The sequence below is a fragment of the Desulfovibrio piger genome, from assembly GCF_900116045.1.
In the GTDB taxonomy this organism is placed as follows: domain Bacteria; phylum Desulfobacterota; class Desulfovibrionia; order Desulfovibrionales; family Desulfovibrionaceae; genus Desulfovibrio; species Desulfovibrio piger_A.
Genome location: NZ_LT630450.1, coordinates 2,530,174 through 2,544,965, shown reverse-complemented (window position 1 = coordinate 2,544,965; position 14,792 = coordinate 2,530,174). Strand labels below are relative to the sequence as shown.

Here is a 14,792-nt window from a genome sequence, read left to right as displayed (position 1 = left end):
GGCTGCCCGCTTCCTGTAATAAAGCGCGTTTGGGGGAGGATGGGGGGCCCGGGGGGAAGGGACCCCCTTTTCGCGCTAGCTAAAGGGGGTCCCTTCCCCCCGGACAGCCCCGCTCTCCTGCTCTCCGGCATCCACTACATCGGGCAGACTGTTCTTTTCCAGCTGCCAGCGGCTCAGACCGTTGAGGATGCAGCGGCGGGAATCCCTGGCCACACCGTACAGGGCCTTGAGGGTCTCGCCCATGTCGCTGCGGGCGGTATGGCCGGCCGAAGGGCAGGCATTGGCCCACAGGGGCAGCTCCCACTGTTTGGCGGCCTTGATGATGTATTTCTTCTCCACCAGCAGCAGCGGCCGGATCAGATGCAGCTTGCCGCCGAAAAAGGGCTCGTTCATGCTCATGCCGTCCACGCGGCCGTTGCGGCACAGGTTCATGAAAAAGGTGGAGACCAGGTCCTCGGCATTGTGCCCCAGGGCCAGATGGGTGAGCCTGTACCGCGCGCAGAGCTCGAACAGGCGCTTGCGGCGCAGCCAGGCGCAGCGGAAACAGGGGGAACGGCGCTGGTTCCCGGCCGAATGGGCATGCGGGCCGAAGTCCGTCACCTCCAGATGCGAGGGGATGCCGTGCCGCGAGAGCCAGGCGGCCAGCGGCATATGGCTTTGCGGATCGAAGCCGGGGTTGAGATGGATGGCCATGATCTCGAAACGGAAGGGCACGATGCCCTGCCGGATGTGCAGGGTCTTGAGCAGCACGAAGCTGTCCACCCCGCCGGAAACGGCCACGCCGATGCGGCAGCCGGGCCGGATCATGCCTGTCCGCTGCATGGCCTTGCCGGCGCTCTTGACGCAGACCTCCTGCGCATAGGAGCGTTTTTCGCGCATATGTCCTCCTGCCCCGCAGGGCATGTGTTGCGTTGATTGGGGACGGCAGGCAGGGCAGGGACGATTTTCCGCGCCTCCGGCCTTGACAGCCGCACGAAAGACCAATAGCATAACTCGCTTGGGCAGGCAAAGAGTTCTGCCCCTCTTGCGCCGCGCCCGCTGCTGTCGGGTACGGCGGCATTCATTTTTACACTCCGCCCGCTGTCTCGCGGGCAAGCCGGAGGAACTATGGCCCGCATTACTGTGGAAGATTGCCAGGAACGCGTGAACAACCGCTTTTTGCTGGTCCAGATGGCCATCAAGCGCGTGCGCCAGTACCGTGAAGGCTATGAGCCCCTCATCGAAAGCCGCAACAAGGAAGCCGTGACCGCGCTGCGCGAGATCGCCGCGGGCAAGGTGCTGCCTGACGACATGAGCCTGTACAATCCCCTGCCCGAAGGTCAGGAGCCCGCCAAGAACGAAGGCTAGAGGTCATGGTAGAGCGAGACTATTACGAAGTTCTGGGGGTGGAACGCGACGCCGGCGAAGAGGAGATCAAAAAAGCCTACCGCAAGCTGGCCATGCGCTACCATCCCGACCACAACCCCGGTGATGCCGAAGCCGAACAAAAGTTCAAGGAAGCCGCCGAGGCCTATGACGTGCTGCGCGACGCCGAAAAGCGCGCCCGCTATGACCGCTTCGGTCATGCCGGCGTGCAGGGCGGCATGGGCGGTGCGGGCTTTACCAGCAACGAAGACATCTTCGCCCACTTCAGCGATATCTTCGGCGACCTTTTCGGCTTTGCTTCCGCCGGCGGCGCACGCGGTCCCCGTCCCATGCAGGGCGCCGACCTGCGCTACAACCTGAAAGTCACGTTCGAGCAGGCCGCCACAGGCGACGAGATACCCCTGACCCTGCCCAAGCACGTGACCTGCCCCGACTGCTCCGGCAGCGGCGCCGCCCCGGGCAGCAAGCCCGAGACCTGCCCCCAGTGCCACGGCACCGGCCAGGTGCGCCATTCCCAGGGCTTCTTCCAGATCGCCATGCCCTGCTCCACCTGCCAGGGGACCGGTCAGGTCATCAAAAAGCCCTGCCCCCGCTGCAAGGGCCAGGGCATCGTGGAAGAACGCCGCGAGATCGTGGTGCGCGTCCCTGCCGGTGTGGATACCGGCACCCGCCTGCGTGTGCGCGGTGAAGGGGAACCCGGCGAGCACGGGGGGCCCCCAGGCGACCTGTATGTGGTCCTGCATGTGGAGCCCAGCAAAAAATACGAACGCCAGGGCCAGGACCTCATCTATACCTGCGAGATCAGCTTCGTGCAGGCGGCCCTCGGCCACCGTGTGGACGTGCCCGGCCTCAAGGGCCCGCTGCCCCTGGACATCCCCAAGGGCATCCAGAGCGGCACCCTGCTGCGCCTCAAGGGCGAGGGCATGCCCTATCCCGGCCGCAGCAACCGCGGCGACCTGCTGGTGGAAGTCAAGGTCCTGACCCCCACCCGCATCTCGGACAGGCAGGCCGAGCTGCTGCGTGAATTCGAGCGCCTGGAAAGCGAAAGCCCGCTGGAAAAAGTCAAGAATCTTGGCAAGAAGCTGAGCAAAAAAATGGGCCTGGACTAGGGCGCTGATGCGCACGGGGACGGGATTCCGCCTTTACAGACAAGCTCTCATACGAAAGGGTGACAGTCACGAAGACCGTCACCCTTTTTTGTTTGGCTTTCCGTGGCACGGGCCGCCGTTTCCATGCGCCCTGAACTGTCGGCAATCTATCGAGGAAGCGGAGACAGCGGGGGAACGCCCTTCCGCGCACTGCCACGCACTGCACGCAGCGGGCGCTGTGCCGTCCTCTGCCCGGGCCGCGGGCTCCTGCCCCCGCGCTCCCGGCTACCTGCCCTGTCCGTCCCGCATGGCCAGGGCCCGCAGGCTCCGGTGATCCACCTTGCCCGAGCCCAGCAGGGGCAGGGCCGCCAGCCGCTGCACCCGGCGCAGCATATGCAGGCCGGAGAGGCCTTCCTCCCGCAGCACGGCATTGGCCCGGGCGCAATCCAGCGGCAGGGTCGTGAACAGCACCAGCACGGTCTGGCCCTCCTCTTCCAGCGCATCCACGGCCAGCACCGGGCCTTCCTGTCCGGCGGGGGCCGTGAAATGGCGCCCCAGCACGGCTTCCAGCTGCGGCAGGGAGATCATCTCCCCGCCCAGCTTGACGAAACGCTCCCGCCGTCCCGCAAAGGTCATGTGACCGCCGCCGTCCGCCCGCACCAGATCGCCGGTGCAGTACCAGTCCTCGCCGTCCAGGCGCAGGAAGGGCGACGCCGGGCCGCCATCGCTCCCCTGCCCCAGATAGCCGCTGAACACATTGGGGCCCCGTACCAGCAGCAGTCCGATCTCTCCGGCCGCCAGCCGCTGCCGGGGCTCCTGCAAAGACACGATGGCCGTGCGCACCGAAGGCAGGGGACGGCCGATGGTGCCTGCGCGGGCATCGCCGGGCAGGTTGAGGCTGATGACCGGCGAACATTCCGTCACACCGTAGCCCTCGCACAGCAGGCCACCGCCACTCAGGCGGGCGAAGTCATCATAAAGGCGCCGCGGACAGGCTTCCGCGCCCACGAAGGCCACACGCAGGGATGCCAGATCCCCGGGCCGGGCCTGACGCAGCATGCCGTCCAGAAAGGTGGGGGCCGCCACCAGCAGGGTCGGCCGCCACTGGCGGCACACGGCATCCAGACGGGCGCCTTCCGTGGGGTTGGCATGGAAGACCACCGGCATGCCGAAACAGAGGGGCAGCACGATGTTGCCCGTGAGGCCCAGCGTATGGAAGGGCGGCAGCATGGCCAGCATGGCGTCATGGCTGTCCAGGGCCAGGATGGCCGCCACGTCCCGGCAGTTGGAAAGGATGTTGTCATGGCTGAGCGGCACGCCCTTGGGCGCCGCCGACGAGCCCGAGGTGAACAGAATGGCCGCCAGCGGGGACGGCTTCCGGGGCACGACGCAGCCTTCGAGCCCTGCCAGCGAGAGGAACGCACGGCAGGCGGCCTCCAGACGCAGACAGGGGGACAGGGAGGACGCCGCATCTTCCAGCGGCAGCCATGCGGCCCCGGCCTCTCCGGCGGCTTCGCGCAGGCCGCTGCCTTCCAGACGATCCAGCAGGGCCCGGGCAGTGAGGATATGGCGCACCCCGGCCAGACGCAGGCAATGGCACAGATTGCGCGGGCCTGTGGTCCAGTTCAGCATGACCGGCGTCTGTCCGGCCAGCAGCACGGCCAGCCAGGCCACACAGGCCGCTGACGAGGCGGGCAGCATGATGCCCACCCGCTGCCCGCCGCCCGGACGGCGGCGCAGATACAGGGAAAGGGCCACGGCCCGTATCCAGAACGCACGCGCCGTCAGTATCCGGCCGTTGTCGGCCAGCAGGGGGCGGGACGGGGCGCGCCGCGCCTGCCGCAACATGACCAGCGGCAAATGGGGAGCATCAGGCAGGCCGAGCGCCCGGGCGGGCCGGGCCCGCACGGCATCCAGCCAGGGAGAGGGAGCTTCCTCCGCCTCCGTCGGCGCGGCCTCCGGCAGCTGCCCGGCGGCCAGCAGCAGACAGTCCCCCACAGTACGCAAGCCTTCCAGACTGGCGGGCGCGTGGCCGGAGCGCCCTTCCAGCTGCACGGCCAGTTCGGCCAGGGCCAGGCTGTCCAGCCCCAGATCAGTGTCCAGGCGCTGGTCTTCCTTGAGGCCGGCCCACTCCGGGCCCAGGGGCGACGCGTCCGCCAGCAGCCGCAGCACGGCTTCCCGGTCAGCAGCGGCGAGCGGGGGCGGCGTGGCGGCCGTCCGGGCCGGTGCAGCCCCCGTGCCCGCCACGGACAGCACTCCGGCGCGCCAGGGAAAAAGGATCTGCGGCCGGGCCTTTTCCCCGCCGTCGGCATCATAAAAGGCTTCCAGCAGGGCATTGTACGCACGGGCCCCCTCCCCGGCCACGGGACGGCGGGACGGCAGGGCGCAGGTGATGCGCACCTCCCGCCGGGGCAGGAAGAACAGGCCGTGACAGAGCAGCGACACCAGCCCGCGCAGCAGGGCCCGGCCCAGCACGGGTTCCCCCGCCGCCCGGCTGAAGGACGAGCCCCAGAGACCGCGCGTGCGCACGAGGACCAGACCGCAGTCGGGCACGGCCTGCAACAGCCGGAACGCGCCGCTGTTGCCGCCCAGATGGGTGCCGCCGTCCCGGCTCAGGCCCCCGGAGGGATACAGAAGGACGTTCTCGCCCCGGGCCAGCGCGGCGGCGCAGCTGTCCAGCGCCTCCCTCACCCGGTCACGGGCGGAGAGGCCGTCACGGCACAGGTCCGGCAGGGCGATGCAGCCCGTCAGCGCGGCCAGCGGCCGCAGCCATGGACGGCTTATCTGATGGCTGTCCGCCAGCGGCCGCAGGTCGAAAGCGGCGAGCTGCGTACACAAGAGGGCCGGATCCATGAAGGCGGGATGGTTGGGCAGGACAAGCACCCCCCTGCCCCGCTCGCGTGCCCGTTCCGCTTCGGCCTGCAGGATGTCCAGCCCTTCCAGGCGGACACGGTAGCGCAGGGACAGTAGGGCGCGGCCGCAGGCCAGCAGCATGCGGGAGAACAGAATACGGACACGGCTCCCGGCCCGGTGCGGGCCCCGGGGCCCTCCAGTCTCCCCCTCGCCGCCCCCTGCCCCGCCGTTGTGTCCGCTGTCGCCGCCATCAGGAAAAGCGTCCCGGAGACGGCGGGACAGAAAGACGGCCCAGATCAGGGCAAGGCCGCCCAGCAGCATGTGGGCCGCGGAGGGCGGCAGGAAGGACAACAGGGCGTAGACCGGCCCGGCCAGGGCCATGCCGGAAAAGGAAAAGAAATTGCTGGTGCCGAGGATGCGGCCCTTTTCCTCCGCTGCCGGAAGCAGCTGGATCTGGCTGGACACCGGCACGATGTACAGGCTGCCGCAGATGCCCACCGCCGCATAGCAGGCAAAGAGCAGGCCGAAACGGAAGGCCCCGGGCGCGGCGGGCACACCACCGGCGACCGCCAGCAGCAGGCCGATACCGGCACAGGCGCGGGGCACGCTCCGCCGCCAGTCCGCGCGGGCACGGCGGGCCGCCAGACCGGCCCCGGCGCAGATGCCCAGCATGAGCCCGCCGGGCAGCAGGCTGGCCAGGGTGGGGCCAAGGCCCAGCTGGGCCACGCCGTAGGCATTGATCTCCAGCAGGACGAGGGTGGACAGGGTGTAGAAGAAGGCGTCGGCGCACAGGCACCCAAAGATGCCCTTGCGGGCGCGCAGGCGCCACAGCTCACGGGCGGAATCCAGGGCCCCCAGCCAGGGGAAGGGCGGCAGCTCTTCCCTGCGGGCGGCGGCGGGCCGGCAGGGGATGAAGAACACGGAGAGCAGGCCCAGCACCGCCACGCCCACGGCCACGGCCGCCACCAGCCAGCGCCCGAAGGGGATCTCCGTGGCGAGCCATTGCCGTTCCAGGGCCCCGCCTGCCAGCGTGATGCCCAGCAGGATGGACGCCGTGGTGGTCAGCTTGAACAGGGCGTTGACGCGGGGCACGTCCTCGCGGGCGAACAGTTCCGGCAGGGAACCGTTGAGGGCCGGGCTGAACAGGGTGGCGCTGGCCCCCATGCAGAAGAGCATGGCCAGCATGCCGCTCCAGTGCAGCTGGAGCAGCCCCCAGCCCCCGGCCAGCATGGCGCACACTTCCAGGGCCTTGGCAGCCAGCACCAGACGGCACTTGGCATAGCGGTCGGCCAGCCAGCCCGCCCAGGCGGAGAACAGGACGAAGGGCAGCGAAAAAAGCACGGTGCCCCAGGCCTGCACGGCCGTATGGCCCATGCCCACGGCCAGCAGCAGGATGGCCTGCTTGAAAAAATTGTCGTTGAAGGTGCCGAGGGTATAGCTCACCCCCAGCGAGACGGTCTGTCGCAAAAATCGCCTGCTCATGCGCACTCCTTGCAGCACCCGTGCATGGCGGCGATCCCTGCCGGAGGCCTGCCCGGCCGGGCGGCTCAGGAACGGTCGCCCTGCTCCGCGGCCAGCTCGGCCAGCGCGTAATCCCGCACCCGGTCGAGCATCTCCAGGGCAAAGGGCAGGTCGCGCCGGTAAAGCACTTCCCGGCCCTGCCGCCGGGGGATCAGCAGCCCGGCCCGCACGAGGACGTTCACATGATGGCTCACGGCCGTGCGGCTCAGGCCCACAGTGGTCACAAGGCTGCTGAGACTGATGCTTTCCCCGGGTTCGAAGAGCAGAAGGATCTTCTGCCGGGTGGCATCCCCCATGGCGGAAAAGACCCGCGCCACGCGTTCCCAGTCGTCCGGCAGGGCGGTGATGTACGAGGAATTCATGCCCTTGGTGTAGACGCTGGGAAAGTATGCTGTCAACAGCAAACTAAAAAAGTAGTTTTATCATGTCAACTAAAAAACTAGTTTTATAGTTTTATTATCGGATCTTCCCGACCTGTGCGCCCCCGGACACACGTCCTTGCCTGCCGGGCGTGACACGTTCCCCCTGGAGAGGGCACAAAAAACAGGGCCGCACGACACCGGTGCAGCCCTGCCCATATTGACATATTCAACAGATATTTCTGTATGTTACTGATAAAAATAGTGCCGTATGGCGCTCAGCGGCGATGACAGGCCGACAGCCACACGGGCACGGCCTGCCGCCTCCATGCCCGAAATCCGCCGGCCCGCGCGGGACGGAGGCCCCACCCCACGGCACGGCTCCCCTGGCCTCCTGCCACCGCAGGCCCAAGGAAGTCAGGCCAGGGAGGCCGAGGCCAGCCGCGTCATGGGCAAGCGCTCCGGCAACTGCTCCTGCGGCAGGGAAAGGCGCAAGGCCCGGCCCCCGGCCAGCGCCACGGCCAGCACGGCGCAGATGCGCAGCCAGGCCCGGCCCGGCTCCTCCGGCAGGGCCCCCAGACACAGGAAAAAGGCCAGGCCTTCGGGCGGCGGATCGCCCAGCAGGGCCTGCTCGGCCGCTGTCAGCCGCAGAGGCACGGCACAGCCCAGGGCGCAGGCCTCGCCCAGCAGCAGGCCCTCTTCCGGCCGCCCGGCAGGGTGCAGCACGCCCACGGGGCTCCCCGCTGCCCGGCGCCAAAAGCGGAAGGCCCGCGCACCGGGAAAATCTGCCAGCCCGGCCGGGAACTGCCACTGCGCCGGGATGGCGTCTCCTGCCGGGGACAGGGGACGGCACAGCGGCCCGGCGTCCGCCCCCTCCGTCAGGGCGTCGTGCCGGCTCACGCGGCCGGCCCCGCCAGCTTCCGGGCCATCTCCCGCCCCATGACGAAGGCCTGGCGGCAGTCCTGCGGGAACTGCTCCTCGCGCTGGCGCCGTTTGTCCGCCACGGAAAAGCGGTCGGCCTTGTATCTGGCGTAGTCGTCGAACTGCCAGGTATCGTTCACATAGAGGACGGCGGGCTCGCTGAAGATGCGCCCCAGATAGCCCTCCATGACGGCCAGGGTCGCGGGATAGCCGTACTGCCGCATGGTGGCCGCATCCACGTTCATGGTGTAGATGCAGGCCGTGGCCAGACGGCGGGGCGCGATGGTGCTGCCCTGACGGTCATAGACCACATAGGGGAAGCACAGGCGTTCCTGGAACGAACGCATGGCGCCCGTCACGTTGCCGAAATAGACAGGGCTGCCCAGGACCAGGCCGTCGGCCTGCTCCAGGGCGGCCAGCACGGGCGCAAGATCGTCCTTCAGGGCGCAATGTCCGTACGAGGCCCCGCCCAGGCGCTTGCAGGCGAAACAGCTGCGGCAGCCGGAAGCATGCAGGCCGTAAAGGTGGACCAGTTCCGTGTCCGCCCCGGCGCTGCGGGCCCCTTCCAGAAAATGATCCAGCACCGTGGCCGTATTGCCCTTTTTGCGCGGGCTGCCGTTGATGGCGATTATCTTCATGGCATCGTTCCTCCGGTTCAGGCGGCCTTCGTGCCGCTGCGGTTGCGGGCCAGGGTACAGCCCACGGCCAGCAGGCTCAGGACGCCGAACAGCACCATGTCCACCCGCATGCAGTGCAGGAAGGCGCCGATATTGTCCCTGCCCACCGGCTCATGGCCCAGAAAAAGGCTCAGGGTCAGGGTGATGATGGTCAGGTTGCCCAGCATGCCGGCCGTGCGCACCGTGCCCACCAGCCCGGAAGCCTGTCCCACCCGCTGGGGCCCGGCCGCCTCGAGGATGATGGTGGTGTTGGGCAGGGCGAACAGGCTGACGCCGGCGCCGATGAGGCATTGCGCGCCCACGATGACCCAGAGCGAGGAATCCATGTCCAGGAAGGCGGCGCTCAGCAGGCCCAGGCCGCAGAACACCGTCCCGGCGGTGCTGATGAGGCCCTGGTCATAGCGGTCGCAGAGGCGGGCGGCCAGCGGACTGGACAGGGACTGCACGGCGGCCTGCAGCGCCAGCAGCAGACCGGCTTCCTGCACGCTGAAGCCCCGCCCCACCTGCAGGTAGAGGCTGAAAAAAAAGACCATGCCGAAAAAGGAACAGTAGTTGACGAAGGCCGCCACCAGCGACAGGCTGAGGACCCTGTTGCTGCGCAGCAGGCGCACGTCCACCATGGGGAAGGGGCTGCGCAGCTCCCGCCAGACGAAGCAGGCCAGCAGCACGAGGCAGAGCAGGAAGAGCCCCCCGCCCAGCAGATGGTCGTCCGCGATGCAGGAGGCGCCGAAGGTCAGTGCCGCCATGGCCCCGCCGTAGAGCAGGCAGCCCGGCACGTCGAAGGGTTCCTCGCCGGCGGTGCGCCATTCCAGGGGCACCCGGAAGACCATGATGCACATGGCGGCCAGGGCGGCCAGGCCCGTGCCCCAGAACAGCCAGCGCCAGCCCAGCCAGCCGGCCACAAGGCCGCCCACCGGCGGCCCGCAGGCGATGCCCGCGTAGACGGCCACATTGCTGAGGCCCAGATAGCTGGCCCGCATCTCCTTGGGCGCGGCGGACGCCAGCAGGGCCAGGCTGGCCGAGCTCAGCATGGCGGCCCCCATGCCCTGGAACAGGCGCAGGCCGATGAAAAGGTCGATATACGGGATGAAGCCCAGCACAAGGGCCAGCACACTGAACAGGCTCAGGCCGAAAAGGAAGATCCGGCGCCGCCCGTAGATGTCGCCCAGGGTGCCGCCGGCCAGCTGGAACACCACCAGCCCCAGCGTGTAGACGGCCCCCAGCAGGCTGAGCTCGCGCGCACTGGCGCCCAGGCTTTCCCCCAGGGGCGGCAGGACGGCGTTGACCCCGGCCACCATGAACGGCATGAAGAACTGCGCCGCGCAGACAGCCAGCAACAACCAGCGATGTTCTTTTGCGATACTCATGGGCAACCCTAAAACCCGGGGGCGGGGACGGTCAACAGGAGACGAGTATCGTGAAAAAAAGCACATCCCCCGCGGGCGCTATGCTGCGCGGGCTGCGGGGCTGTCCCCGGATCTGCCGCACCGGAGGCGGACGCCCTGCACGCGCCGGGCAGCCCTGCCCGCCACGAAGGCGGCCCCTGTCCCTGCGGCGGTCCCGTCGCGGCGGCCATCAGAAACGGGAAGGGACATGCCCTTCCCGCCCGGCGCCGGGACCGCGGACGATCCCGGCGGCACCCTTATGCCGCGGCCTTCCGCCATGCGGCACGGGATCTACAGGCCCGCTTCTTCCACCAGGCGCAGGCACATCTCGGATTTGTTGAGGCTGTACAGATGGATGCCGGGCGCGCCGCAATCCAGCAGCTGCCGGATCTGGCGCACGGCGAAGCGCAGGCCCGCCTCGCGCACGGCCTCCACGCCCCCCTTGTTGTGGGCCGCTTCCAGCTCCAGATAGAGCTTGCCCGGGATGTTGGCCCCGCACAGCGACAGCACGCGGCGCAGGGAGTCGAAGCTCTGGATGGGCAGGATGCCCGGGATGACCGGCGCCTCCAGTCCGGCGGCGCGCAGCGAGCTGACCAGGGACTCGTATTCGCGCACGTCGAAGAAAAGCTGGGTGATGACGAAGTCCGCCCCGGCGCGCAGCTTGTCGGCCAGATAGGCCCGATCCGAGGCGAAGGTGGCCGCATCGGGATGGGGCGCGGGATAGCCCGCCACAGCGATGCCCAGGTCGGGATGCTCCGAGCGCAGGAAGTGCACGAGATCACGGGCATTGTGGAAATGCCCCGCGTTCCAGTCCCAGCCGCTCGCGCCGCGCGGCGCATCACCGCGCAGGGCCAGCACGTTGTGGACCCCGGCACGGCGCAGCTTGCCCACGAAATCGCTGATGGCCTGCGGCTCGGCGCCCACGCAGGTCAGATGGGCCATGACGGTGAAGCCCCGCCGGGCCAGTTCTGCCGTGACGTCCAGCGTGTTCTGCTGCTTGCCGCCGCCCGCACCGTAGGTGACGGACAGGAAGAGGGGATCGACCGAACGCAGACGCTCCACGGTCTTGTAGAACTCCGGCAGATGACATTCCTCGGCAGGGGGAAAAAATTCCAAAGAAACAAAAGGCCTGGTTGCCTGGCGAAGAGCCTGGGCGATCTGCATGACATAACTCCTGGGAACGGTGGATCGGAAAAAACGGTTTCGATGCCCCCAACTATATCAATATAACTTGATAAGTCAATATAGTTTCTCCTCCTCTCCCGGCCGTGCCGTGATGCTTGCCAAAAAACCAAGGGCGCTCTATGTCAGCAGGTATGGACGCTTCGGTCGCACCCGTTTTTTTTCGCCCCGCCACCCTCCTGCCCGCCGGCCGGCCCCGCCGCGGACGGCAGGACAGCCTCGCCTGCTGCCTCCGTCCGCTCTGCCTGCTGCTCTGCCTGCTGCTCTGCCTGCTGCTCTGCTGCCCCTGGGGAGCCGCTGCCGGAGGGAGCGCCCCGCCCGCGTCCCCTGCCCCCTCCCTGGAGCTGGAGCAGCTCGACCTTTCCGGTCTGCCCGGTCTGCCGCCCCTGCCCGCCGAGGACGACATCCTGCCTGCGGCAGCCTCCCGCTCCCTGCCGCTCCCGGAAGAGGCCCCGGCAGCGGACGCCGGTGCCGGGGCCGATGCGGCCCTGCCGGAAGCCCCCCGCTGGAATGCCCTGGAAGCGGGGCTTGAGTATGCGGAGTTCTCCCTGCAGTCCGAAGCCGGCCAGCAGGCCTCCCTGACCGTCCTGCGCATCGACCCGGAACGGTTCGATTTCCGCCTCTATGCCAGCGCCGCCCACAGCCACCCGGCCCTGACCCTGGGCCAGTGGGCCGACAGCCATGATCTGGTGGCCGCCATCAATGCCAGCATGTACCTGCCTGACGGTGTGACCAGCACCGGCTACATGCGGCAGGACGACTATATCAACAACAAACGCCTCGTCCGCCGCTTCGGCGCCTTCTTCGTGGCCGGCCCCCGGCAGGAGGGCCTGCCCCGCGCCGACATCCTGACCCGCGAGGATCCCCGGTGGCAGGAACTGCTGGGGCAGTACCGCCTGGTCATCCAGAACTACCGCATGATCAATGACGAGCGCCGCATCCTCTGGTCCCCCGGCGGTCCCCTGTACGCCATCTCGGCGGTGGCCGAGGACGGTGACGGCCAGATCCTCTTCCTGCACTGCCGCGAACCGCTGGAAGCCTACAGCTTTGCCCATGCCCTGCTCCACCTGCCCCTGGATGTCCGCACCGTCATGTATGTGGAAGGCGGCATGCAGGCCGGCCTCGTGATCCGTTCCCCCGGGCTGCACCAGGAGCTGCGCGGCCGCCACCTGGCCGATTTCTGGGTCACGGGCAATGTGCGGGCCCAGCTGCCCAACGTGCTGGGCATCCGGCGCCGCCATGACCCGCCGCTGCCGGACTGCCCCGTCATGCCCCGGCAGGCGCCCGCCCCCTCCCCCGAGGGGCGCTGACGCGCGGAACAGGGCAGCCATGCTCGCTTTTTTATCTGTGATGCCTGCTGCGGGAAGGACAGCGTTTTTGTGAAAATCTTCTTTATTGATAAAAATTACTATTGCACGCTAAAAACCCCTTTACAGCGGGCCCGTCTTGGTTCAAAGTAATCCCGTCGGAACACGTTCCGGCACCCCCATACACGGTTCCCAACTGTCCGGTTGCGGACAAAGGTAGACAAATATCATGCCGAACCAGCTTGAAGTTTATAAGTGCACCCATTGCGGCAATATCGTTGAAGTCCTCCACGGCGGCGGCGCCAGCCTGGTCTGCTGTGGCGAGAACATGAAGCTCATGAAGGAAGGCTCCACCGACGGCGCCATGGAAAAACATGTGCCCGTGATCGAAAAGATCGACGGCGGCTACAAGGTGAGCGTGGGCAGCGTGGCCCACCCCATGGACGAGAACCACTACATCCAGTGGATCGAACTGCTGGCCGGCGACCAGAGCCTGACCTGTTTCCTGAAGCCGGGCGACAAGCCTGAAGCGGTGTTCAAGACCGACGCCGAAAAAGTCACCGCCCGCGAATACTGCAACCTTCACGGCCACTGGAAGGCCGAAAACTAGGCCCACAAGGAGAGACACCATGAAATACGTTTGCAGCGTGTGCGGTTACGAATATGATCCCGCCGAAAACGACAACGTGCCCTTCGATCAGCTGCCTGATGACTGGACCTGCCCCGTCTGTGGCGTGAGCAAGGACCAGTTCGAACAGGCCTAGGCCCTGTTTCCTCCGCCTTTTCCGCCTGCCCTGCCGCCTTGCGGCAGGGCAGGCTCGTTTATGCCCTTTTGGGCATCCTGACCGCGAACACTATCCCCCCAATGGAGATTTTTCATGCAGCCCGTTGAAATCAAAAAAGATATTTTCTGGGTCGGTTGCGTGGACTACGATCACCGTGACTTCCACGGCTATTCCCGCTCCCCCGAAGGCTCCACCTACAATGCCTACCTGATCCGCGACGAAAAGAACGTCCTCATGGATACCGTGTACCCCGGCTGGGCCGGCAGCATGCTGTGCCGCATCGCCAAGGTCATGGATCCCGAAAAGATCGACTACATCGTCTGCAACCACATGGAACCCGACCACGCCGGCAGCCTGGCCGAAGTGGTGGCCCGCGTGAAGCCCGAAAAGATCTTCGTCTCCACCCTGGGCTACAAGTCCATGCAGGGTTACTTCGACTGCAAGGACTGGCCCGTCGAAGTGGTCAAGAGCGGCGACAAGCTGAACATCGGCAAGCGCAACATCATCTTCCAGGAGACCCGCATGCTGCACTGGCCCGACAGCATGGTCTCCTACATCCCCGAAGACAAGCTGCTCATCAGCAACGACGCCTTCGGCCAGAACATCGCCACCAGCTACCGCTATGCCGATGAGCACGACCAGGGCGACTTCGTGCGCGCCATCAAGGAATACTACTACAACATCGTGCTGCCCTACTCTCCCCAGGTGCTGAAGACCCTGCCCATCGTGGAGAGCCTGGACATCGACATGATCGCCCCTGACCACGGCCTGATCCACCGCGGCGAAAAGCCCGTGAAGTTCATCGTGGACATGTACCGCCAGCTGGCCGAGCAGAAGCCCCAGCAGCGCGCCATGGTGATCTACGACACCATGTGGCATTCCACCGAGAAGATGGCCTATGCCGTGTGCAGCGGCCTGGAAGAAGCGGGCGTGCCCACCCGCCTGATGTCCGTGAAGAGCAACCACCACAGCGACGTGATGACCGAACTGGCCAGCTGCGGTGCCGTGATCGCGGGCTCCCCCACCCACAACAACACCATCATGCCCCTGATGGCCTCCACCCTGACCTACATGAAGGGCCTGCGCCCCCAGAACCGCGTGGGCGGCGCCTTCGGCTCCTACGGCTGGTCCGGTGAATCCGCCAAGGTCCTGCACGAGATGCTGGCTTCCATGGGCATGGACATGCCCGCCGATTTCGTGAAGTGCAACTGGACCCCGCGCCACGAAGCCCTGCGCGCCTGCGTGGAGCTGGGCAAGACCGTGGGCGAGGCCCTGAAAAAGAAGTGCCAGGGCGAATAGGCCCGCCTTTTCCTGCATGCCCGCGACGGCGTCCCCGAACGGGGGCGCCG

Annotated in this window: 13 protein-coding genes; 6 read left to right on the top strand and 7 right to left on the bottom strand. The window is 67.2% G+C overall.

The window, feature by feature from the left end; all coding sequences use genetic code 11:
* Positions 1-75 precede the first annotated feature (75 nt).
* Positions 76-879, bottom strand: coding sequence for a tRNA lysidine(34) synthetase (locus DESPIGER_RS11295; RefSeq protein ID WP_072337012.1), 804 nt, complete (start codon positions 877-879; stop codon positions 76-78).
* A 228-nt stretch (positions 880-1,107) separates the two neighbouring features.
* On the opposite strand from DESPIGER_RS11295, the gene rpoZ reads away from it, so the two are divergent.
* Positions 1,108-1,347, top strand: a complete 240-nt coding sequence (gene rpoZ, locus DESPIGER_RS11290) for a DNA-directed RNA polymerase subunit omega (protein ID WP_006008148.1) — start codon at positions 1,108-1,110, stop codon at positions 1,345-1,347.
* Between the two features lie 5 nt (positions 1,348-1,352).
* On the top strand, positions 1,353-2,474 hold the full coding sequence (dnaJ, locus tag DESPIGER_RS11285; protein ID WP_072337009.1) for a molecular chaperone DnaJ: 1,122 nt from the start codon (positions 1,353-1,355) through the stop codon (positions 2,472-2,474).
* Between the two features lie 264 nt (positions 2,475-2,738).
* On the opposite strand, the gene DESPIGER_RS11280 is transcribed toward dnaJ, so the two are convergent.
* From DESPIGER_RS11280 to DESPIGER_RS11255, 6 genes are all read right to left on the bottom strand, one after another.
* A complete protein-coding gene (locus DESPIGER_RS11280) occupies positions 2,739-6,788 on the bottom strand; it encodes an MFS transporter (protein ID WP_072337006.1) in 4,050 nt (1,349 codons plus the stop codon).
* 65 nt (positions 6,789-6,853) lie between these two features.
* Positions 6,854-7,225, bottom strand: a complete 372-nt coding sequence (locus DESPIGER_RS11275) for an ArsR/SmtB family transcription factor (RefSeq protein ID WP_231927574.1) — start codon at positions 7,223-7,225, stop codon at positions 6,854-6,856.
* A gap of 378 nt (positions 7,226-7,603) precedes the next feature.
* Positions 7,604-8,086, bottom strand: coding sequence for a hypothetical protein (locus DESPIGER_RS11270; RefSeq protein ID WP_072337000.1), 483 nt, complete (start codon positions 8,084-8,086; stop codon positions 7,604-7,606).
* On the bottom strand, positions 8,083-8,745 hold the full coding sequence (locus DESPIGER_RS11265) for a flavodoxin family protein (RefSeq protein ID WP_072336997.1): 663 nt from the start codon (positions 8,743-8,745) through the stop codon (positions 8,083-8,085). Before DESPIGER_RS11265 ends, DESPIGER_RS11270 begins: the two co-directional genes overlap by 4 nt.
* Positions 8,746-8,762: 17 nt before the next feature.
* Entirely contained in the window at positions 8,763-10,151 is a 1,389-nt protein-coding gene (locus DESPIGER_RS11260; RefSeq protein ID WP_072336994.1) for an MFS transporter, read from the bottom strand.
* Between the two features lie 309 nt (positions 10,152-10,460).
* Positions 10,461-11,333: a methylenetetrahydrofolate reductase gene (locus tag DESPIGER_RS11255; protein WP_072336991.1), complete on the bottom strand. Its 873-nt coding sequence runs from the start codon at positions 11,331-11,333 to the stop codon at positions 10,461-10,463.
* Between the two features lie 152 nt (positions 11,334-11,485).
* On the opposite strand from DESPIGER_RS11255, the gene DESPIGER_RS11250 reads away from it, so the two are divergent.
* The 4 genes from DESPIGER_RS11250 to DESPIGER_RS11235 all read left to right on the top strand — a co-directional run bounded on the left by DESPIGER_RS11250 (position 11,486) and on the right by DESPIGER_RS11235 (position 14,742).
* Positions 11,486-12,661 (top strand): phosphodiester glycosidase family protein, encoded by a 1,176-nt coding sequence (locus tag DESPIGER_RS11250; RefSeq protein ID WP_083575388.1) that lies wholly within the window; start codon positions 11,486-11,488, stop codon positions 12,659-12,661.
* A gap of 226 nt (positions 12,662-12,887) precedes the next feature.
* Positions 12,888-13,268, top strand: a complete 381-nt coding sequence (locus DESPIGER_RS11245; RefSeq protein WP_072336988.1) for a desulfoferrodoxin — start codon at positions 12,888-12,890, stop codon at positions 13,266-13,268.
* Between the two features lie 19 nt (positions 13,269-13,287).
* Positions 13,288-13,422, top strand: a complete 135-nt coding sequence (locus tag DESPIGER_RS11240) for a rubredoxin (protein ID WP_006008124.1) — start codon at positions 13,288-13,290, stop codon at positions 13,420-13,422.
* A 114-nt stretch (positions 13,423-13,536) separates the two neighbouring features.
* On the top strand, positions 13,537-14,742 hold the full coding sequence (locus DESPIGER_RS11235; RefSeq protein WP_072336969.1) for an FprA family A-type flavoprotein: 1,206 nt from the start codon (positions 13,537-13,539) through the stop codon (positions 14,740-14,742).
* Positions 14,743-14,792 lie beyond the last annotated feature (50 nt).

What these genes read in the sequence shown, in the direction of transcription:
- rpoZ (WP_006008148.1), top strand. Translation starts at nt 1,108, where the DNA reads ATGGCCCGCATTACTGTGGAAGATTGCCAGGAACGCGTGAACAACCGC.
- DESPIGER_RS11265 (WP_072336997.1), bottom strand. Translation starts at nt 8,745, where the DNA reads ATGAAGATAATCGCCATCAACGGCAGCCCGCGCAAAAAGGGCAATACG.
- DESPIGER_RS11260 (WP_072336994.1), bottom strand. Translation starts at nt 10,151, where the DNA reads ATGAGTATCGCAAAAGAACATCGCTGGTTGTTGCTGGCTGTCTGCGCG.
- DESPIGER_RS11235 (WP_072336969.1), top strand. Translation starts at nt 13,537, where the DNA reads ATGCAGCCCGTTGAAATCAAAAAAGATATTTTCTGGGTCGGTTGCGTG.
- DESPIGER_RS11255 (WP_072336991.1), bottom strand. Translation starts at nt 11,333, where the DNA reads ATGCAGATCGCCCAGGCTCTTCGCCAGGCAACCAGGCCTTTTGTTTCT.
- DESPIGER_RS11295 (WP_072337012.1), bottom strand. Translation starts at nt 879, where the DNA reads ATGCGCGAAAAACGCTCCTATGCGCAGGAGGTCTGCGTCAAGAGCGCC.
- DESPIGER_RS11250 (WP_083575388.1), top strand. Translation starts at nt 11,486, where the DNA reads ATGGACGCTTCGGTCGCACCCGTTTTTTTTCGCCCCGCCACCCTCCTG.
- DESPIGER_RS11280 (WP_072337006.1), bottom strand. Translation starts at nt 6,788, where the DNA reads ATGAGCAGGCGATTTTTGCGACAGACCGTCTCGCTGGGGGTGAGCTAT.
- dnaJ (WP_072337009.1), top strand. Translation starts at nt 1,353, where the DNA reads ATGGTAGAGCGAGACTATTACGAAGTTCTGGGGGTGGAACGCGACGCC.
- DESPIGER_RS11240 (WP_006008124.1), top strand. Translation starts at nt 13,288, where the DNA reads ATGAAATACGTTTGCAGCGTGTGCGGTTACGAATATGATCCCGCCGAA.
- DESPIGER_RS11245 (WP_072336988.1), top strand. Translation starts at nt 12,888, where the DNA reads ATGCCGAACCAGCTTGAAGTTTATAAGTGCACCCATTGCGGCAATATC.